Origin of the sequence: Roseimicrobium gellanilyticum (assembly GCF_003315205.1) — a bacterium.
Lineage (GTDB): Bacteria > Verrucomicrobiota > Verrucomicrobiia > Verrucomicrobiales > Verrucomicrobiaceae > Roseimicrobium > Roseimicrobium gellanilyticum.
This window is the reverse complement of the sequence record NZ_QNRR01000004.1, coordinates 247,731-267,234: the sequence shown is the minus strand read 5'-3', so window position 1 is coordinate 267,234 and position 19,504 is coordinate 247,731. Positions and strand designations below refer to the sequence as shown.

The 19,504-nt window shown below is 58.8% G+C and carries 13 protein-coding genes; 9 read left to right on the top strand and 4 right to left on the bottom strand.

Annotated elements, in window-relative coordinates:
* Window positions 1–70: 70 nt before the first annotated feature.
* The 3 genes from DES53_RS13605 to DES53_RS13595 all read left to right on the top strand — a co-directional run bounded on the left by DES53_RS13605 (window position 71) and on the right by DES53_RS13595 (window position 3,570).
* Entirely contained in the window at window positions 71–1,687 is a 1,617-nt protein-coding gene (locus tag DES53_RS13605) for an ABC-F family ATP-binding cassette domain-containing protein (protein ID WP_113958817.1), read from the top strand.
* A 461-nt stretch (window positions 1,688–2,148) separates the two neighbouring features.
* Window positions 2,149–2,991 carry an FAD:protein FMN transferase gene (locus DES53_RS13600; protein ID WP_113958816.1) on the top strand — a complete coding sequence of 281 codons (843 nt, stop codon included), beginning with the start codon at window positions 2,149–2,151 and terminating at the stop codon, window positions 2,989–2,991.
* Between the two features lie 162 nt (window positions 2,992–3,153).
* The gene (locus tag DES53_RS13595) at window positions 3,154–3,570 is read left to right on the top strand and encodes a hypothetical protein (protein WP_211325541.1); all 417 of its coding nucleotides are present in this window, start codon (window positions 3,154–3,156) and stop codon (window positions 3,568–3,570) included.
* 133 nt (window positions 3,571–3,703) lie between these two features.
* Here DES53_RS13595 and DES53_RS13590 read toward each other — a convergent pair whose 3' ends face one another.
* The 4 genes from DES53_RS13590 to DES53_RS13575 form a co-directional block, all read right to left on the bottom strand.
* On the bottom strand, window positions 3,704–4,351 hold the full coding sequence (locus tag DES53_RS13590; RefSeq protein WP_170157095.1) for a response regulator transcription factor: 648 nt from the start codon (window positions 4,349–4,351) through the stop codon (window positions 3,704–3,706).
* Between the two features lie 41 nt (window positions 4,352–4,392).
* On the bottom strand, window positions 4,393–5,133 hold the full coding sequence (locus DES53_RS13585; RefSeq protein ID WP_113958813.1) for a sensor histidine kinase: 741 nt from the start codon (window positions 5,131–5,133) through the stop codon (window positions 4,393–4,395).
* A gap of 236 nt (window positions 5,134–5,369) precedes the next feature.
* Entirely contained in the window at window positions 5,370–9,539 is a 4,170-nt protein-coding gene (locus tag DES53_RS13580) for a PAS domain-containing protein (RefSeq protein WP_113958812.1), read from the bottom strand.
* Between the two features lie 39 nt (window positions 9,540–9,578).
* Window positions 9,579–10,052 carry a response regulator gene (locus DES53_RS13575; protein ID WP_113958811.1) on the bottom strand — a complete coding sequence of 158 codons (474 nt, stop codon included), beginning with the start codon at window positions 10,050–10,052 and terminating at the stop codon, window positions 9,579–9,581.
* A gap of 287 nt (window positions 10,053–10,339) precedes the next feature.
* Between DES53_RS13575 and DES53_RS13570 the strand changes: the two genes are divergently transcribed.
* From DES53_RS13570 to DES53_RS13545, 6 genes are all read left to right on the top strand, one after another.
* The gene (locus DES53_RS13570; protein WP_211325540.1) at window positions 10,340–11,584 is read left to right on the top strand and encodes a response regulator; all 1,245 of its coding nucleotides are present in this window, start codon (window positions 10,340–10,342) and stop codon (window positions 11,582–11,584) included.
* A 227-nt stretch (window positions 11,585–11,811) separates the two neighbouring features.
* Window positions 11,812–13,266, top strand: a complete 1,455-nt coding sequence (locus DES53_RS13565; protein ID WP_113958809.1) for a class I SAM-dependent methyltransferase — start codon at window positions 11,812–11,814, stop codon at window positions 13,264–13,266.
* 106 nt (window positions 13,267–13,372) lie between these two features.
* Window positions 13,373–15,934, top strand: coding sequence for an ATP-binding protein (locus DES53_RS13560; RefSeq protein WP_170157094.1), 2,562 nt, complete (start codon window positions 13,373–13,375; stop codon window positions 15,932–15,934).
* 36 nt (window positions 15,935–15,970) lie between these two features.
* Window positions 15,971–17,212, top strand: a complete 1,242-nt coding sequence (locus DES53_RS13555) for a hybrid sensor histidine kinase/response regulator (protein WP_113958807.1) — start codon at window positions 15,971–15,973, stop codon at window positions 17,210–17,212.
* A 129-nt stretch (window positions 17,213–17,341) separates the two neighbouring features.
* Window positions 17,342–18,256 carry an alpha/beta hydrolase gene (locus DES53_RS13550; protein WP_113958806.1) on the top strand — a complete coding sequence of 305 codons (915 nt, stop codon included), beginning with the start codon at window positions 17,342–17,344 and terminating at the stop codon, window positions 18,254–18,256.
* A gap of 57 nt (window positions 18,257–18,313) precedes the next feature.
* The gene (locus tag DES53_RS13545; RefSeq protein WP_147263395.1) at window positions 18,314–19,423 is read left to right on the top strand and encodes a DUF2156 domain-containing protein; all 1,110 of its coding nucleotides are present in this window, start codon (window positions 18,314–18,316) and stop codon (window positions 19,421–19,423) included.
* The last annotated feature ends 81 nt before the right edge of the window (window positions 19,424–19,504 follow it).

The window sequence follows — 19,504 nt, the reverse complement described above, 5'->3', positions numbered from 1 at the left end:
CTTGGAAGACGGTTTCCGGCGCATTCCTCCTTGCGTTGGAGCCCCTTTGACCGCAGTAGAAACGGGTCACATGCTCACGCTGCACAAAGTCACCAAGTCCTTCGCCAACCGCGTCCTTTTCAAGGATGCGGCCATGACCATCAACTACGCGGAAAAAGCCGCCCTCGTGGGGCCGAACGGTGCGGGCAAGTCGACCCTTTTCTCCCTCATCCTGAAACAGGACACGCCCGACTCCGGCGAGATCCAACGCGATGAATGGACGACCCTCGGCCACCTTCGCCAGGAAGCAGAGCCTTCGGGAAACGAAACCATCCTCGACATCGCCGTCGGCAAAGCGGGTGAGATGGAACGGCTGGAGGCCATCCTGAAGGACTATGAATCCCGCAGTGACGTCTCCGCTCCGGAGTACCTCGAGGCGCATGCCAAGCACGATGCCCTACAGGACCCCAAGGCCGAGGCGAAGGCAAAGAAGATTCTCGCGGGCTTCGGCTTCAAGCCTGAGCAACTCAACCAGCCTGCGCGTGAGTTCAGCGGTGGCTGGATCATGCGCGCGCACCTGGCACAGCTTCTCGTCATCGAGCCGGACCTGCTGCTGCTGGACGAACCCACGAACCACCTGGACCTCATGTCCCTCATGTGGTTCCGCAACTACCTGAAGCATTACCCCGGCGCGCTGCTCCTCATTTCGCACGACCGCGACTTCATGGATGAGCTCATCGAGCAGGTCTACGAGGTGGATGACGGCCAGCTCACCGCCTACAGCGGGAACTACTCCGAGTACCTGAAGCAACGCGAGGAGAATCACGAGCGCGCTATGACGGCGTACAAGAACCAGCAGCGCGAGATCGAGCAGATTCAGGACTTCATCGACAAGTTCCGCTCCGTGGCCTCCAAGGCCGCGCAAGCGCAGAGCCGCGAGAAGCAGCTCGCGAAAATGGACAAGCTCGACAAGCCGAAGCCGCTGAGAAAAGCCTTCCGCTTCAACTTCCCCCAACCTGCCCGTAGCGGGCAGCGTGTCATCGGACTCACGGGCATTCACCAGGCGTATGGGGAAAAGAAAGTGTACGAAAATCTCGACCTCGATGTGGAGCGCGGTGAGCGCACTGCCTTGGTGGGACCGAACGGCGCAGGCAAGTCCACACTGCTGAAGATCCTCGCCGGCATCATCCCTTTCCAGAAGGGCGAACGGCGTCTCGGCACGAACACGAAGCTGGGCTACTTCTCCCAGCACCGCTCGGACACACTCGACCCTGAGAAGACCATTCTCGAAGAAGTGCGCGATGCGTCACCGGAACTGCGCGACGATGACATCCGCTCCATCCTCGGCTCCTTCCTCTTCAAGCGCGAAGACGTGTTCAAGAAGACCAAGGTGTTGAGCGGTGGTGAGAAGAGCCGCGTGAACCTCGTGAAGTTCCTCGTGGATCCGCCGAACATCCTGCTGATGGACGAGCCCACGACGCACCTGGACATCTGGAGCATCGAAGGCCTCATCCTCGCCCTGCAGCGCTTCGAAGGCACGCTGGTCTTCATCAGCCACGACGTGCACTTCATCCGTTCCATCGCGACGAAGGTGCTGCACATCAACACCGGCAAGGTCATGCCGTATGCCGGTGGCTATGATTACTACCTGGAGAAGGCGGGTGTCGCAGAAGAAGACGCACGCGCGGCGGTGATTGCGTCGTTGTGAGGAACTCTCTGTGCGTGGGGGAAATCTGCACGTGTCCCATGCAGTGTAGCTCAGCGGTTGGTTCACACCGTAGTGGATGTGGTCACGTGCGGTGAGTTCAACACAGAGACGCAGAGACACAGAGGGGACTTCGAAGACTGAGGGATGCGAAATTCGCAGTCCGAAGTGCCGGTGGCGTATGACGCCGATTCTGGCGCAAACCGAGAACTGTATTTTCAGTTTCAGTCTCCGAAGTTTCCTCTGCGTCTCTGCGTCTCTGTGTTGAATCCAGTGCAGCCCGCCACACCCACCACCATCAGAGCCAACCCTCCCCCGTCTCAGCACCCCAACCGACTTCCAACCCCTCCCTTTCACAATTGCGACAGAGTCTCATTATCTTCTTGCACTTTCCACCTTCCCTGCCAACATCCCACTCACCCCCCCTGAGCACCGGCCACCTTCTCCCCCCTTCCCGCCCAACTATGTCTGCCATCAAGCGCTGCCGTCCGCTGCTGGGTACCTTCGTGGAAATCTCCCTGTCTGACCCCGACCTTCCCGAACGCGACTTGGAGGACATGGCCGACCTCGCCTTCGGGCGGATTGCACGAGTGCAGTCGCTGATGAGTTTCCATGACCCCTCCAGCGAGCTCTCCCGCCTCAACGCCTGCGGTCATCTCCATCCCCTGCCGGTGAATGAATGGACGCATGAGGTCATTGGGGAGGCCGTGCGTCTCAGCCGGGTCTCTGAGGGCATCTTCGATATCGCATCGCCTGCGGACGAAGCCATGGCCGGTAAAGGCAACTTCCGCGACATCGTGATGCACCGGGATGGCCGCGTGAGCTTCCGCCGCCAACTCTCACTCGATCTCAGCGTCATCTCCCGCGGCTACGCCGTGGACAAGGCGGCCGACCTTCTCGCTGCGCAGAACGTCCGCCAGGCCACCATCAATGCGGGCGGCGACATTCGCTTCGTCGGCTCCCGTCCTTCCAATCTCTCCATCGGCGCTCCCGTGGCCTCGCAGCAGGTGCAGCTTCACGCCCAAGTCACCGGCCCCGCCGTCGCCACCACGTCGGCTTGCATCTCCAATCGTCGTCATCATTGGAAAAAAGTGAGCGACATCCTGCATCCCCGCACGCAGAAGCCGATGAAGTCGAATGTAAGCGTCAGCGTCTTCGCCAACACCTGCGTGCAGGCAGATGCCCTCGCCTGGGTCGTGCTGCTGGATGAGCCGCAATCATGGCAGTCTCTACTGGCGAAAGAGAAAGCCAGCGCCGTGTTTGTCACCGCGAAGGGTGAGATGGTAAGGTTCCCCGCCGCGGCATAGCGCAGCGAGCCATGCCATTGTTGAGTTGCCCCCATCAAACAAAGCAATAGGCTGCGACATTCACGCGGTCATATGCAGTGTCTGACCAAATCCCAATACTCCGAATGGCTGAGGCAGTATCAAATCATTGAAGAGCCGTACTCCCGTGAGGAGGCTCACAGGATGTTCCGTTTGCAGTTTGAGGCGCCCGAGTACGCACGAGCGCAGTCAGCCGTGGTGCGGTGGCTTTTTCGAACGTTCGGCAAGTTCGACGGTGCCCTCGTTGTGTTTTCCGACTGGCCCCTCTACGAACCGGATGAGATGGCAATCATCACAGGTCTAAGGAGGGGGCACGGTGATCGGCGTAACTTGATTGATGCCCCCGGTCACTTGTTCGGCAAACATGAAGAAGCGGAAGCGATTGGCCATTGCTATCTGGCCCTCCTATTTGGATGGAATGTGTATCTCTATCTTCCCAGCGGAGCAGTGACTGTGCAATTCTGGGAGGGAGATCTAGTGGACGTCTGGACGGGAGATAAACAGCTGGAGAATTCCATCCGCGAAGTCGCCGAACGGTTTCATCTTCAGATCAAGCCTTGATAGGACATCTGAAGCATTCTCCCTTCACAACAAAAAAAACCGCCGGCATCACCCGGCGGTTTTTTGTGGCTTGAGCAGTCGGTCAACTCTCTCGCCAGACAACAAGCATCACATTACATCCTATCACAGAAACTTACACCAGACCGTGGGTCTGGGCGTACTTGAGAATGTCCACCGTGGTGCGGAGGCCGGTCTTGCAGCACAGGTTGTGCTTGTGCACGGCCACCGTCTTCGGGCTGAGGCAGAGGTCGCTGGCGACCTGCTTGGGCGTCTTGCCACGGGCGATCTGGAGCATCACTTCCAGCTCACGGTTGGAGAGGCGCTCATGGGCCAGCGGGGTGGAATTCTTCGAGCGGGTGTCCTGGGAATACTTTTCCGCGAGGTCCTTCGAGATGTAGGAGCGGCCATCGCGAGTGGAGCGGATGGCATCGAACAATTCGGAGGAAGGAGCATCCTTCGCCACATAGGCCTTGGCACCGAGCTGCATGGAGCGGGAAACAAACGTGGCTTCCTGGTGCACGGACACGGCAATCACCACCGGAGGATTCGGCAGGGTGCGCAGTTCCATCGTTAGCTCCATGCCGGAGCGATCGCCCAGCTCAATGTCCACGAGGGCGACTTCGTAGTTGTTGCGACGAGCGGCGCCAAGCGCCTCGGTGCACGAACCAGTCACCTCGACGGTAGCGTCGGGGAACTCTCTCCGGAGCATGGTGGCAAAAGCCTCACGTACCAGCGCATGGTCGTCAACCACCAGGATATTGAAGTTGGGTCCTGTTTTCATGTTGAGGGTCATTGAAGGGGAGTTTGTAGCTGAGATCATCATCAAGACTTGGCTGGAAGGGACATGTGCAAATGCACGGAGCTGGCACCATCTGGATCCGTGGACGAGACAAAAAGTCGAGCCGGGAGCACAGAGATACGTGCTTTGATCCAGGAGAGTTCGGCATCATCACCATGGGCGATGGCTGCAGAATCCTCTCCATCGTGAAGCAGGACAAATTCCAACGCATCACTGGAGAAGCGGCAATGAATGGAAACCATGGAGGACAGACCGGTGCGCACACACCTGCCGGCCAGTGCCTCAAGGATACGATAGACGCTGAGGCGTTTCTCCAAGGGAAGAGTAAACTCGTTCCCCTCCACGGTGAGGCTGACCTCCGCCGTACCGGCCTCGGTCATCTTCTTCGCAAGCTTGTCGAGTGCAAACACCAATCCAAACGCCTTGAGAGCGAGAGGATATTGTTCCTCCGTGATCTCGCGGACGACCTGCACGGCCTGCCTGAGTGAAGACTCCAGCTTGAGGATGGACTCCTTGATGGCATTCAGTTCATCGCCTTGCTCGCAACCCATGCGGGCCATTTCACTCAGGGACGTGCAAACCACCAATCCCCCTGCCACATCGCGATGGAGACGCTGTGCCAGCAGGAGCCTGCGTTGGTCATCTTCAGCCAACAACTCCCCCACTGCGGCACATGGAAGATCTGCGCAAAGCGCCTCGATCATCGTGCCGTCAGTCACACCATCGTCGTCTACCGGCGTCGACACTGGTGGTGCTACGTTCATGACAGGGTTGGTGGCAAGACTAAATGAATCCTAAAGAAAAGGAAAGCACTGAACCATCAAACTTCAGGATCAAAGCATGATGAAATTAATGTAAAATTATGGCTAATATGAAAGCATTAAACTGCATGCAGACATCTAAATAACGATTCATATTAAATGAACCGTGTAGGATTGGACTTTAGATGTTTTTCTTATTGATATTTAGGCCAGCCCTCCGCGCAACCTGCACATCCCCCTTAATTACTCGTGACAGTTGTGGGCTCCCGGGGCGCTTCAATGGTGTCCGCCAAGGCCGTCAAAAGATCCTCTGCCGTATAAGGCTTGTGTAGGAAGTGCTTCACACCCAAGCTCCTGGCTTCGGCAGCAAGCTCGTTGTTCAACCCACTCGCACCCACAAACCGGAGGCTGGAGTCGATGCGGCGCAGTTCGCGAATCATGGCGGGGCCATCCATTATAGGCATCATCATGTCCGTAAAAACTACGGAAGGTCGCTCCTGACAGTTCTGAAAAAGCTCTACTGCCTCTGCCCCGTTTGAGGCGGTCAGCACACGGTAGCCAAATGTTTCCAGAATATGGCTGCCGGTTTCACGGATTGGTTTCTCATCGTCGACCACCAGCACAAGCTCGCCGCGGCCATCCCGCCTGCCCTGCTGCTTCTCCTGTTCCTTCGCTTCCGGTCCGCTGGGGCGGGCGGGAAGGAGGATGCGGAAAACGGTGCCTTCACCGGGCTGGCTATCCACTTCGATCACACCCCGGTGCGACTTCACGATCCCGATGGTGGTGGAGAGGCCGAGGCCTGTCCCCTTGCCGAATTCCTTCGTCGTGAAGAAGGGCTCGAAAATACGATCGCGAATATCAAGAGGGATGCCGGTGCCGGTATCCCGGACCTCCATCACCACGCATGGCCCCGGTTTGGCCTCGGGATGAAGCCGCACATACCGATCGTCGATGATCGTGTTGCTCAATCCGATACACAGCAGGCCGCCGTTGGGCATGGCATCGCGGGCATTCACGCACAGGTTCAGCAGCATCTGGTGGAGCTGTGTGGGGTCACCATTCAGCTCCCAGAGATCGTCCGCATACGCCACACGGAACTCGATGTTCTTCGGGAAGGTCTCTTTGACGATGCGCTCGATCTCCTTCACGATGTTCTTCGGGCGCAGGTGGATGCTCTTGCCTTCCACACCGCGGGCGAAGCTCAGAATCTGCTGCACCATGTCCGCCCCACGATTGGTATTGGACTCCAGCGTCTTGAGCATCTCCTTGTCGCGCGGAGCATTGAGCTTCATCTTGAGGATGCTCAACGCCATCATGATGGGCGCGAGGATGTTGTTCAGGTCATGAGCGATGCCGCCGGCCAGTGTGCCGATGCTCTCCATGCGCTGGGCACGCAGGAACTGGGACTCGAGCTGGCGCTTTTCCGTCACATCCGTGATGAATCCCTCCAGGAAGTCCGCCTTGCCGTGCTCGGAGAAAATGCCCTGGCCACGTTCCCAGATCCAGCGCTCCTTGCCGTCCTTGGCGCGGATGCGGTAGGTGGCCTCATAGGTGCGGTCTCCAGCCAGTGCTTCGCCGATGGCGCCCTGCACCGCCACGAGGTCATCCGGGTGCATCAGGCTGGCAAAGCTCACCTGGCTGTTGCCCATGAGTTCACAAGGTTCGTAGCCGCTGATTTCCGCGCAGCCTTCGCTGACGAACTCCAGCGTGCGCGCCTTGTCATTCCGGCAGCGGAAGGCGGCTCCCGGCAGATTGCTCAGGAGGGTCGTGAGCATGCGCTCGTTCTCCGCCAGCGCATCCACCGCCTGGAGGCGCGCCTTTTCCTTTTCCCAGGATTCTATGGCAAAGGAGAGGTTCTCCGCGAGCATGTTCAGCACGCGCAGTTCCTCGTGCTTGAAGAACTGGGCCTCGTCCGCATACAGCACAATGCAGCCAATGCACTTGCCGTCAGGCTTCAATGGAAAAGCAGCGCAGGATCGGAAGCCGCAGGTCATGGCCTCCTTCCGGAATTGGAAGGAAGCGTCCTCCTCGACGTCGTTGCACACGGCCGTCTGATTGGTGCGCAACGTCTGTCCGCAGACCCCAAAACCTTGTTCCACCAGATCGGGCGTCTTGGAGACAAAGTCCATGTACCCCTGGTCCACGCCTGCCTTGGCCACCGCACGCACCTGGCCGGTGGCGGAATCATACGCCGCCACCCATGCCATCCTCAGCATGCCCGTATCGACGGCAATCTGCGTGGCTGCCTCATAGACGCGCTGCGGATCACGCACGCGGACCATCACGTCATTGATGCTGCTCGCGACGGCATAGAGACGGTTGAGGCGGCGCACCCGCTCCTCAGACATCTTCAAGTCGTGGATGTCCAGGTGCGAGCCCGCCATGCGGCAGGGATCACCGTCGGCATTCCAGATGGCCTGGCCACGCGCGGAGAACCAGTGGTAGCCATCCTTCTTTGTGAGGAACCGGTAGTCGACACGGTACGGCTCCTTGAAATGCAGGTGCCGCTCCATGGACTCACGCACCTGGGGAAGGTCGTCCGGGTGGATCCGGCGCTCCCAGGCGTACACCGTGTTGGGCAGCTCATCCTGACTGTATCCAGTCATCTCACGGAATCGTGGAGAGTAATACACCGCGCCGGAGACCAGGTCCCAGTCCCACACCCCTGCCGCCGAGGCGCTGGCAGCCAGGGCGTAGCGCTCCTCACTGATGCGCAGCGCACTCTCCGCCATGTGCCGCTCCAGGGCGGCGGCGGCACGCGCGGCGAAGATCTGGAAGATGGTCTGGAACTGCTCAATCTGATCCATCGGCCGGTCATTGAAGGCCGAGAGGATGCCGATGGTGCGACCGTCTCCGCTGTGGAGCGGAACGCCGATATAGCTGTCGACGCCCTGATCCTTGAAGTAGAGATCATCCGGGAATTGCTTCTGCACTCCGGTGGAGAAGAAGCACACTTCACCATCGAAGGCCTTGTGGCAGGGCGTGCCAACGAGCGAGTAGGTGATGTTCTCCAGAATGGCGCCATCACCCGCGAAGCCCAGCGTGCGCGCCATGCGGTCACGCTCGGGCACGAGCATGGCCACGCAGGCAAATTTCATCTCCAGGATGCGGGCCAGGTTCAGGCACAGGAACTGGAAGAAGGCCTCATCACTCGATCCAGCCACCCCCTGCGCCATGGCGCGCAGCGCATCTTCAATCCTGCGCTCGTTCGTAATGTCCGTGGCCAGCGAAAGGATGGAGAGGAGTTCTCCCTTTTCATCCAGAATGGCCGAATTGTGCCATTCACAAATACGCACCCGCCTGTCTTTTGTCAGGTTGCGGTTGATGCAGCTGTTCCGGGACTCGGTACGCTCCTGCAGACGGCGGATGTTGGCCGCGACCAGCATCTCGTCCTCGGGATGGATGAATTCCAACTCGGAAATCAGGCGCCCTCTCACCTCCTCCGCTCTCCAGCCAAAGATGCGCTCGGCTTGCGGTGACCAGTTCTTCACGCGGAAGTCCGCATCTGTCTCCATCAGGGCGAGCGCGCTGCTCTCCAAGTGGAAGAGCAGAGCCGCGTGCGCTTTTTGCAGCGCCTCCTCATGCTCACGACGGGAGGTGACATCGCGGATGTTGCCAATGATTGCCGTGGGCCTGCCCGAAGGATCACGCACCACCGAGCAACTGTCACTCATCCAGCGGAAGCCGGTGTTCCTATTAAGGAAGCGATACTCCACCACGGGCTTGTAGTGATGATCGTCAGAGGCCTCGATCACCAACCGGTCGAGCCTTGCGCAGTGGGCATCCACATCGTCCGGATGGATGCGGGAGACGAAAAGGCGCAGGCCGCCATCCATGAGTTCCGTCATGGAGAGCCCCAGCATCTGTTCCACGGCCGGGCTCAGGTAATCATAGGAGAGGCTCTGCAGGTTCAGGCAGTAGACGGGATCCCGGCTGCTGCCCAGAAGCAGGCGGAAGCGCTCTTCACTCTGGCGCAGGGCGTACTCAGCCAGCTTGCGCCGCGAGATGTCGCGCACCGAGACGACCAGCCGCACCTGCCCATCCAGCACCGCCTGGCTCATGTGCACCTCCACCCAAAAGAGGGAGCCGGAGCGAGCCTTGGCCTGCCACTCGAAGAGCTGCATGCCATCATGGAACGTGCGCTGCATCCAGCGTAGCGCATCCTCCTGACTGTAGGGAGAAACGTTGGAACTGATGTCCGCCACTGTGCAGCGGCACATTTCCCCAGGGCTGTAGCCGTAGAGCTCGCATGCACGCCGGTTGGCATGCAGAATCGCCCCCGTGGACGCATCATGAATGAAGATGGCGTCGCCAAGGCAATCAAAGACACCCTGGATCCAGCCCATACCCTGCCGCGGCTGCTCTGCGGCAAAGTTGCTTCCCACGCGTCGAGTGACCAGTCCTTCCATGTTTCGGGGTAAGAGTAGGACGATGCGCCGCGTCAGGCTCTAGGAGTGGCAGGCACCTTCCGTCCGCATGGTGGGGCTACCCGGGGCGCTTTGCACGTTTTTTTCCGCGGGGTCTGCACTATGAACCGCGGCTTGCACCGCTTGAATCAGAGGTTTCATGCCGCGCTCCTTGTTCACGTACTGATGGACGCCAAGGTCTTGCAGCGCAGGCGCTACTTCCTCCGCCTCATAGCTGCTGAAGACTACGACCTTCAAACCCTGCTTCATATAGGGCTGCCATCCTTCAATGATGTCCGTTGCCATGCCATCCGGGAGGGTCATGTCCAGCAGTGCCACGGCAAGCGACTCTACTGGCGCGACTGTGCGCGCGGTCATGACACTGTCTGCCTCCACGATCTGGCAGTCAGGCAGCATTTTGGACAGGGTCGCTGCTACGATCTGCCGGTAGGAGTCGTTATCCTCCACCAGGAGAATGGTCTTGGGTTGCGGAGATTCCTGGAGAGGGGTGTTCACAGTTCAAAATTGGGCAAAGATGGACCGCTGTGAGCCTTCGTCACAGAACAGTAAAATATCAGCGGCGCCTTCTAAAAAATCAATAAACTTTGTTTATTCTCATAAGTTCCCCATGTATGTAACGCAGGAATTATCTACTAAATGAACATTCAGACTCTGGAGGTGCATCTTGACCTCATCCTCCAGCACCTCGTTATTTTTAAGATAGTAAAAGTTCCCTCAAAGGCATCCCAACCCCCAAGTTCAGATACTCCCCGGGTTCTCAAGCAACAAAGATGATCACCTCCTTGGCTTCACCCTCCACGGATTCCCCAGTCAGCCCGCCCACCGCAGGGCAAGCTTCTCAGACGGCCAGCACGGAACGCAGCACCTTCCTCTCTCGTGCCGGCCACGAGATGCGCAACCCCCTGTCCAATATCCTCGCTCTCGTGGAGGGGATTCAAGATGGCATCTACGGCGACATCGGCCTGCGCCAGAGTGAAGCGCTCGGTACCATCTCCGAAAATGCCCAGCGCCTGCTGACCTTGGTCAACGGATTCCTGGACGCGGAAAAGATCCACGTCGGCGGCATCGCGTTGCAAAGTCAGACCTTCGATCTGGAGGAGCTGGCTGCCCAGGCCTCCAAGCAACTCCGACCCATCGCCGAGAGCCGGTCTCTGGATCTCCGGCACGCTGTGTCGCCCCAAGCCATCACCACTGAGGGAGATTGCAAGCGTCTGCTGCAGATCATGCTTGAGGTGCTCGGCTGCGTCCTGGTCTCCGTACCGGCCAAAGGGAAAGCGCAACTGGACGTCATCGCCGATCCCGCGCGGCAATCTTTGATTATTCGCGCCTGGGGAGGCTCACCCACCCTGACAATCTCCGCACAGGATGAGACCACTCCCTCCGCCGTCGCGATGGATCGTCTGCGCAAACTCAAAGGCATTGGCGTTTCCCTGGTCGAAACCTTGATCAAACTCCATGGTGATGGGGAGTTGGTGGCCTGTGAACTGCCGGGAAATGGCCTGCTCGTAAAAGCACGGCTCCCTCTGAACTGCTCTTTGGCAACGGACGCTCAAGGTGCCACCATCTACAGCGCATCAGATTTGGAAGACACCTTTGCCTCTTCCGGTAGCGACAGCGAGTCCCATGCCACCGGCTCACCGCTCATCCTGCTGGTGGACGATGAAGATGTGCTGCGCAACATCACCCACGACTATTTGGAGAGTGTCGGTTATCGCGTGCTCGCCGCAACAAACGGTCGCGAAGCGCTCGAACTGGCGAACCACGAAACGCCGGACCTCGTGATCATGGACATGCTGATGCCGATCATGGACGGCATGGAGACGCTGCAAAAGATCCGCCAGAGTTCCAGTCCTTCACTCGCACAGGTGCCCATCATCGCCATGTCCGGTCTCGCCGTGCCTGCAGAGCGGGACAAATGTATGGCAGCCGGAGCGGACGCCTGTCTCGTAAAGCCATTTGGCATCAAACAACTCGAAATGGCAATGAACCAATTCTTAAGTTCCCGGCACACCAACACTTCAGCATAACCACGCGCGATAAACTGTCTGTCTGATCCGGATTTGCGATCACCCGAAACCATGAATGCACCCTGTAAATGCAGTTCGTTGATTTTCCATAGTTGAACTGCTGCAAAACATGAAATTTCCACGCTGCAAGATGGACCTGATTGCCGACGCGTGTATAAACATCGCAATCATCACCACCTTCACACATTTTTTTGCAACCGACCGCGTGATGCCCACGGCGTGCTAACATGGAGAATTCTGAAAATCCCCTGCCCATAAACACTTCCGGCGGAGAGCGTCTCAGTCTCATCATCTGCCGGAACAGCCAAGGAGCGGAGGTTCGCGGCACGCTGCACCGACTCACTCGCTACCTCGCGGTCTTCGAGGTCTACAATCCGTACAGCATTGTGCAGCTCTCGGAAGTCTTGAATGACTTCCGCATCCTGATGAACGAGCGCGTGGTGTACTCTGGTCGCGCAGTGATCGCGAACCTGGTGAACACCGGGATCATGCTTATCTGCGAGGCGTCACTCGCGGATGATGGCTGGATCGATGTCGATATCCTTGCGCCGGCGCAGAACAAGGACCGGCTGCTCTCTGAGTTCGCTGAATTCCTTCGCGAGACCGAGAAAAACTATGCCGTTGCTCCGGATTTCAAGCTGGTGGTCGCGGATATCCACACACTGCTCTCGGACCTGCGCCGCTGGATGGAGCAAGTCGAACTGGGCGTGCGCTCACTTCCTGCAGGAGATCGACTCACGGCAGAGCGGGAAACCATCAAGCAACTTGAAGTACCGATCATTCCCGCAGTGACCCCGCTGTTGGAGCGATTCGAGACCACGGCCGTGAGCATTGCTCCGGAACTGCAACCGGTGCACAGCAGCTATATCAAAAGGCAAATCCATCCGCTGGTGCTGTGCTCGCCCTTTGTGTACCGCATTTTCCAGAAGCCTCTCGGCTACGCGGGCGACTACGAGATGGTAAGCATGATGCTTAGAGACCCTTATGAGGGCAGCTCCATGTTCGCGAAGATCCTGAACCGGCTCTTCCTCGACATCCCACCGGTGGTCGCCCACCGCAACCGCATCACCTACCTTACCGAGCGTCTGCACAATGAGACCTCGCGCGTGACGAACCAGGGGAAGATTGCCAGGATCTTCAACCTGGGTTGCGGTCCGGCGAAGGAAGTGCAGGAATTCCTGATCACGGATGGACTGAGTGACAATGCGGAACTCTCCCTTCTGGACTTCAACGACGAGACGATCACCAATACCACCCGCATTCTTGAGGATCTGCGAGGACGTCACCGCCGCCGCACCGGCTTGAAGTTCATCAAGCGATCTGTGCACCAGATTCTGAAGGAATCCTCGAAGAAGGGCGCGGGCTTCGAAGTGGGAGGTTACGACTTCGTCTACTGCGCAGGTTTGTTTGACTACCTGTCCGATCGTATCTGCCGCCGTCTCATGGAGGTATTCTATGATCTGCTGGCCCCAGGTGGTCTGCTCGTGGCCACGAATGTGGACACCTCCAACCCGTCACGCCTGTGGATGGAGTACGTGGTGGAGTGGCACCTGGTGTACCGCAACAAACAACAGTTCCTCCGCCTCGCGCCGGAAAGCGCACCACCTGGAAGCTGCTCCGTGAGCTCGGATTCGACGGGAGTGAATATTTTCCTCGAAGTACGCAAGCCCGAGAATGGCTAATGTGTCCATAGAGCCGCATGCCGGCTTGCAGAATTCGTTCGACGCGTACGAACGGCCGATTCGAATTCGCAACTACAAGCTGGGCTGCATCCTGGCAGCCACTTTCATGCCCCTCGGCGCCAGTGTGGACATCCTGGTGTATGGGCAGGAAGCCATGTGGCAGTGGCTCCCCATCCGCTTCCTGACTTCAGGAATCGTCATGCTGCTGTGGCTGATACTGCACCTGAAGCCGGAGATCCCGTTCTACCGGCTGGTGGGCATCATGGCCATGTTCGTCCCCGCACTCTGCATGTGCTGGATCATCTACTCAAAGGATGGCGCGGTATCTCCCTACTATGCGGCTCTGAACCTGGTGATGCTCGGCTCCGGCATTGTGATGCGCTGGCCTCTGGTGGACAGTGTTGCCATCCTGCTGCTGACCCTGACCGCCTACGGCATTGCCAGTCTGGCGCACGGCACCATCTCGGACTGGAGCATCTTCTACAACAATGTGTACTTCCTGCTGCTTACCGGCGCGATCATCGTCGCCGGTACCTGGCAGTACAATGCTGTGCGGCGCTCCGAGTTTGACCTGCGCTACCGACTGGACCAAAACCGCGAGGAACTGGAACGCACGAACCAGAAGCTGCGCGAGATGGATGAAGTGAAGAGCCGCTTCTTCGCAAACATCAGCCACGAACTCCGGACTCCCCTCACCCTGCTCATCGCTCCGCTGGAGGCCATGCTGAGCCCGAAGCCGAAGTCCGACACGGAGCAGAAGGAACTCCTGGATACGATGCACGGCAATGCGATGCGCCTGCTCAAGCTCATCAACGACCTCCTCGATCTCGTGCGCCTGGAGTCCGGCCGCGTGCAGGTGAAGGAACATCGCGTGATGGTGAAGGAATTCGTGGAAGGCATCGGTACCGCCGTGCGCGCCATGGCGAAGGACAAACGCATCCGTTTGGAGACACACGTGGATCCGACTCTGGGTGCGGCGAAACTCGACTCGGAAAAGCTCGAGCGCATCAGCCTGAACCTGCTCTCCAATGCCATGAAATTCACCGCCGCTGGTGGCAAGGTGGAGTTCAATGCCACGCGCGATGGCGACTGGGTCGAATTCGACGTGCGGGATACAGGCATGGGCATCGATGCGGCACAACTGCCCCATATTTTCGACCGCTTCTGGCAGGCGGACACCTCCTCCCAGCGCAAGTTCCAGGGCATGGGCATCGGCCTTGCCCTGGTGAAAGAACTCGCGGAAGCGCAAGGCGGCACCGTAAAAGCCACCAGTGAAGTGGGACGCGGCACCACGATGTCCGTGAGGCTCCCCTACGTCGACGCCCCGGAAGAGCTGGAAGAACCTCCCATGGTGGAAACTCCGGATGACCTCGAGATGGGAGGCAACGGCACGACCCAGGAATGGATCAGCGGATTGTATCGGCGCGCGGAAATGTTCCCCGCCATCACTTCGCTTCAGGCCAGTCTGCGTCCCATCGAGACCGGCATTGGCCGCAGTCGCAAGCCGAAGCTGCTCATCGCCGATGACGAGCCGGACATGTTGCGATTCCTCAAGAGCCAGCTCACGGCCAACTTCGAAGTCCTCGAGGCGGTGGATGGTCTACAGGCCGTGGAGAAGGCAGCGCAGTTCCTCCCGGACATCATCCTCTCGGATATGATGATGCCGGAGAAGGATGGTCTGCAGGTCTGCCGCGAGCTGCGTGAACGTGTGTCCACACGCTCCATCCCCATTGTGCTGCTCACCGCCCGCGCGGATGAAAAGACGAAGATGGACTGCCTCCAGGCGGGTGCGAGCGACTTCCTCGGCAAGCCATTCTCACTCACGGAAATCTCCGTCCGCCTGAAGAACCTGGTGGACTCCCACCTGTATCAAAGAGAGCTCGCCGTGCAGAAGCAGCAGCTCGAAGCCGCCCTCGAGCAGGTGAAGGAGACGGAAGTGCTCATGGTGCGCAACGAGAAGCTGGCCGCACTGGGCCGCATGAGCGCCGGCCTCATCCACGAAATCAACAACCCGCTGAACTATGCCAGCCAGGGCCTGCACCTGCTGGGCCAGGTGACGGACATGCTGCCAGAGTCCGAGCGCGCCGACTTTGCCGATACCCTCAAGGACGTGCACGATGGAGTGAAGCGCGTGGCCCGCATCATCTCCGACCTGCGCGGCTTCACCCGCATGACGCACGAGACTTCCCAGGTCTTCGAATTCAAGCCTGTGGCGGAAACCGTGCTGCGGTTCTTCTCTCATGAGTGGAAGGATGGCATCGCTGCAGAAATCCATGTGCCGGAGGGCATGGAAGTCCGGGGAGACAGCAACCAGATCGTCCAGGTGCTGGTCAATTTGGTGCAGAACTCCATTGACGCCATGCGCACCAAGCAGTATCCGGATGGAGAGTCCCCCCTCATCAGCATCAGTGCCGCACCGGCAGGAAGCAAGGTCATGGTAACCCTGCGAGACAATGGCCCCGGTATCTCTGAGGAGATCCGAAACAAGGTCTTCGACCCCTTCTTCACCACCAAGGACGTGGGTTCCGGCATGGGCCTGGGCCTCTCCATCTGCCACCGCATCGTTTCTGAGCACGGCGGGCGCATTGATGTCCGCAGCCAGCCCGGAGTTTTTACTGAATTTGAACTGGAATTCCCTTCCCCTGACGCCAGGGGCACGTTTGAATAATCCCCCGAAAAAAAGCCCCCAGCACCCCACGACGCCATGCACAACTTTTACGACATGAAGCGCTACTCCGTCCTCTACGTCGACGACGAGGAGATGGCCCTCAAGTACTTCGAAAAAACCTTCGGCCGCGAGTTTAACATCATCACCGCGAACAATGCCGCGGACGGCTTGAAGATCATCGAGGAGAGGGGCGACGAGCTCGGCGTACTCATCACGGACCAGCGCATGCCCGGCGAAAAGGGAGTGCACCTTCTGGAGCGTGCCCGCCAGTTGCGCCCCCGCCTCGTGCGCATGCTCATCACCGCGTACGCGGACTTCGGCGTGACGGTGGATGCCGTGAACCTCGGCAGCATTTTCCGCTACATCTCCAAGCCCCTGCAGGTGGATGATATGCGCAACACGCTGCACCGCGCCATGGAGTACTACATTCTCCAGCAGGAGCGTGATGAACTGCTGCGCGAGAAGCTCTCGGTGCTGCAGAACGTGCTTATCACCGACCGTGTGATCAGCCTCGGCGTACTCGCCAGTGGTGTGGGCAAGAACCTGAACAATCCCCTCCATGCCGTTCAGTCCTTCCTGGAACTGACCCCCGGTCGCCTGCGCCCCGTGGAGACAGACCAAACGCGCCTGCGCGATCCCCAGTTCTGGCGCGACTTCCATGACCAGATCTCCAATCGCGTGAATCAGGTGGGCAGCCTCCTCGGCGAAGTGCAGAGCGACGGCGGAGCCAGCACCTCCTTCAACCCCGGCTCCATTGTCGAGGAAGCCGCTGCGGCCAAGAAAGCCGCCGCCTCGGCGAAGGGGGTGGAGCTCGCCACACAGATCGACGCCTCCTCCCCCGCCGTGACCGGTGACGCGGGTGCCTTCCGCAAGCTGGTGGACCTGCTTATCGACTCAGCGCTCACGGCGGATGCTTCGGGCAGCCAGGCGTCCATTTCGGTCAAGCCTGTCGCAGCACAGGACGGCACGAAGGCCGTCGCCATCCAGTACGCGGATAATAGCCCCGGACTGTCCATTGACGCCCTGCGTTCTGTGTTCGACCCGTTCTTTGACCGTCCAGAAGGCCTGCACCCGTCCGCAGTCAATCTGCTGGGAGCGCACCTCCTCGCGCACCATCTCGGTGGAAACATCACTTCCGGGCCAACCAATGGCGGACTGAACCTCGTGGTGACCCTTCCGGTTTCCTCTGAAGGTGTGAAGCCTTTCACCACTCGCGATTTCGTGAGCAAAGTGCTGATGAATGACTCCCTCTGGGAGCGGCTGCTGCCCATCCATTGAGTTGAGCCTTAGGTAAATCCCTCTTCTTTAGCCAACACGTATTATTTTCACTAAAACTGAAATTACTAGACGTTTTCTAAAAACTGTGTAATTATTCAGGACATCGTAAATCGATGTTTGGACAGCGAAATGCTTGTCCCAAACCTGATGACCGCAGCACTCACACCCACCACGACGACCCGGAGGGAGAAAGTCTCTTTTCTTTCGATGGGACAACGGATCCAGGCCCTCCTCCAGCTTCCAGCTGAGGAGGAGGAGTCTCCCCATCCGGTCTTGATCGTCAGCCACGGTGCGGGTGAGTTTAAGGAAAACTACATTGAGCTCGCTGAATACCTGGCTCACCGGGGCATCGCGACTCTGATGCTGGATATGCACGGGCACGGCGAAAGCGAGGGCCCGGAGTATTGCATCCAGATGAAGGAATGGGTGTCCGACATCAAGGCCGCGATCAACTTCATCGAACAACGGGTCGACCTCGACAATCATCGGGTGGGTGCCTTTGGCCTCTCCTCTGGTGGCACCGCCATTCTGGAAGCAGCAGTCGTGGACTCACGCCTGAAGGCGCTCGTGGCGCTCGACGCTACCGTCATGGATACCCTGCCCTTTGGGGTCTCCGTCCTGATGCGCAGTCTCTCCGCTCTGGGCAGCGTGAAGCGCCTCCTCACCGGCAAGCACCTGCGCATCTCCCTGATCTCCATGCTGGATGGTCTGAAGCTCGCTTCCGATCCGGAGATCAACAAAAAGCTGCAGAGAGACCCCGGCAAATTGCGCGCTTTTGCAGGCTTCCCACTTCCCGGCGCGTCCCAAGCCTTCATCGTCAATACCATCAAGCGCGTCGACCGCATCAAAGCTCCTACCCTGGTCATCTGGGGGGAGGATGATGAACTGGATCCGATCAGCACCGCCCATCGACTGCATGACTCACTGAAGTGCGTGAAAGGCCTCGAAATTGTGGCCGGCAACGGACACGTGGGGCACCTCGATCGCAATCGCGAGCGTGTGTTTGAACTTACGGCCAACTGGCTTCGCAAGCACCTGGCTTGATGTTTCCTGCCGTTTGATGCGCATTCTTCAGACGGCCCTTGCGCAGTTCCAACACCCGTGTTCTCTGTCGGTGTGATGATGATTCTGGGAGCCGACGCGAAGAACTTGGACCGTGAGGAAAAATGGAGGCTCCTTTCTCCGCATTTTCTCAAGCACGGGACCGAGGCACTCGCTTACGCGACCCTGCAGCAGGGCATGGAATACTTCGTCCATGACCTGGGATACATCTCCTTTACCAGCGTCACCCATCCCGTCTTTGCACGGAGCCTGAAGCGCATCGTCCTCTCCGACCCGGTGTGCGCACCGGGGAACATGCGGGCTTTGATCGAGGCCTTCATGAAGGAGAATCCCAGCGCGGTCTTCGCGGTGATCTCCGAGGAGTGCGCACGCATCCTGCGTCAGCTCGGCTTCAAGGCGAACACGGTGGGCTATGAACCCGTGCTCGATGTCCAGTCCTACAACACGAAGGGAAACTGGAAGGAGCTGGACATGATCAAGCGCGCGCGCAACGAGGCGAAGCGCGAGGGCATCACCATTCGCGAGGTGGACATCACCACCGTGCCGAAGGAACAGCTCAACGAACTCTCCGCCCGCTGGATTGGTGGCAAGAAGGTGAACGATCGCGAGATCTGGGTGTATGCCCGCCGCCCGGTGTATGAGCAGGAGCATGGCGTGCGCAAGTTTGTCGCCTTCGACAAGGATGGCGTGGCCGTGGGGTATGTGTTCTACGACCCCATGTATCGCGATGGCAAGCCCTTCGGCTACTCGGCGAATACGGTGCGATGCGATGAGCAGCGCTACGGCCGCCTCGCCACTGCGATCCACATGACGGCCATGGATGTCTTCAAGCCGGAAGGCATCGAGTTGTTGAACCTGCTCATGTGCCCCTTCGTCAAGCTGGACTACGGCATCTACAACGATGACTGGGCGACGAAGATGTTCTTCGCCATCAGCGAGCGCTACGGCAACGAAATCTACAACTTCAAGGGCCTTTCCTTCCACAAGTCCAAGTACCGTGGTGTCGACCGCCCGGTGTATTTCGCCTCGAACAGTCCCCTGCCTTCCAATGACGTCTACCTCGCATTCCTGACGTCGGACATTGCCAACAGCTACTTCTCCACCATGGGTCGCCTGCTGAAAGGCGTGATCAAGGAGACGCTGAAGTAGGGAACAAAGACCTCACGACGAGGAGATATCGGTGATGCCAAACCGATGGAAAACCCCGTCATCGTGTGTCACCTTTCTTCC

Excerpts from the sequence above, each read along its gene's own strand:
- DES53_RS13600 (WP_113958816.1), top strand. The coding sequence starts at position 2,149 with ATGTCTGCCATCAAGCGCTGCCGTCCGCTGCTGGGTACCTTCGTGGAA.
- DES53_RS13585 (WP_113958813.1), bottom strand. The coding sequence starts at position 5,133 with ATGAACGTAGCACCACCAGTGTCGACGCCGGTAGACGACGATGGTGTG.
- DES53_RS13595 (WP_211325541.1), top strand. The coding sequence starts at position 3,154 with ATGTTCCGTTTGCAGTTTGAGGCGCCCGAGTACGCACGAGCGCAGTCA.
- DES53_RS13550 (WP_113958806.1), top strand. The coding sequence starts at position 17,342 with ATGCTTGTCCCAAACCTGATGACCGCAGCACTCACACCCACCACGACG.
- DES53_RS13555 (WP_113958807.1), top strand. The coding sequence starts at position 15,971 with ATGCACAACTTTTACGACATGAAGCGCTACTCCGTCCTCTACGTCGAC.
- DES53_RS13590 (WP_170157095.1), bottom strand. The coding sequence starts at position 4,351 with ATGAAAACAGGACCCAACTTCAATATCCTGGTGGTTGACGACCATGCG.
- DES53_RS13580 (WP_113958812.1), bottom strand. The coding sequence starts at position 9,539 with ATGGAAGGACTGGTCACTCGACGCGTGGGAAGCAACTTTGCCGCAGAG.
- DES53_RS13565 (WP_113958809.1), top strand. The coding sequence starts at position 11,812 with ATGGAGAATTCTGAAAATCCCCTGCCCATAAACACTTCCGGCGGAGAG.
- DES53_RS13605 (WP_113958817.1), top strand. The coding sequence starts at position 71 with ATGCTCACGCTGCACAAAGTCACCAAGTCCTTCGCCAACCGCGTCCTT.
- DES53_RS13560 (WP_170157094.1), top strand. The coding sequence starts at position 13,373 with ATGCCCCTCGGCGCCAGTGTGGACATCCTGGTGTATGGGCAGGAAGCC.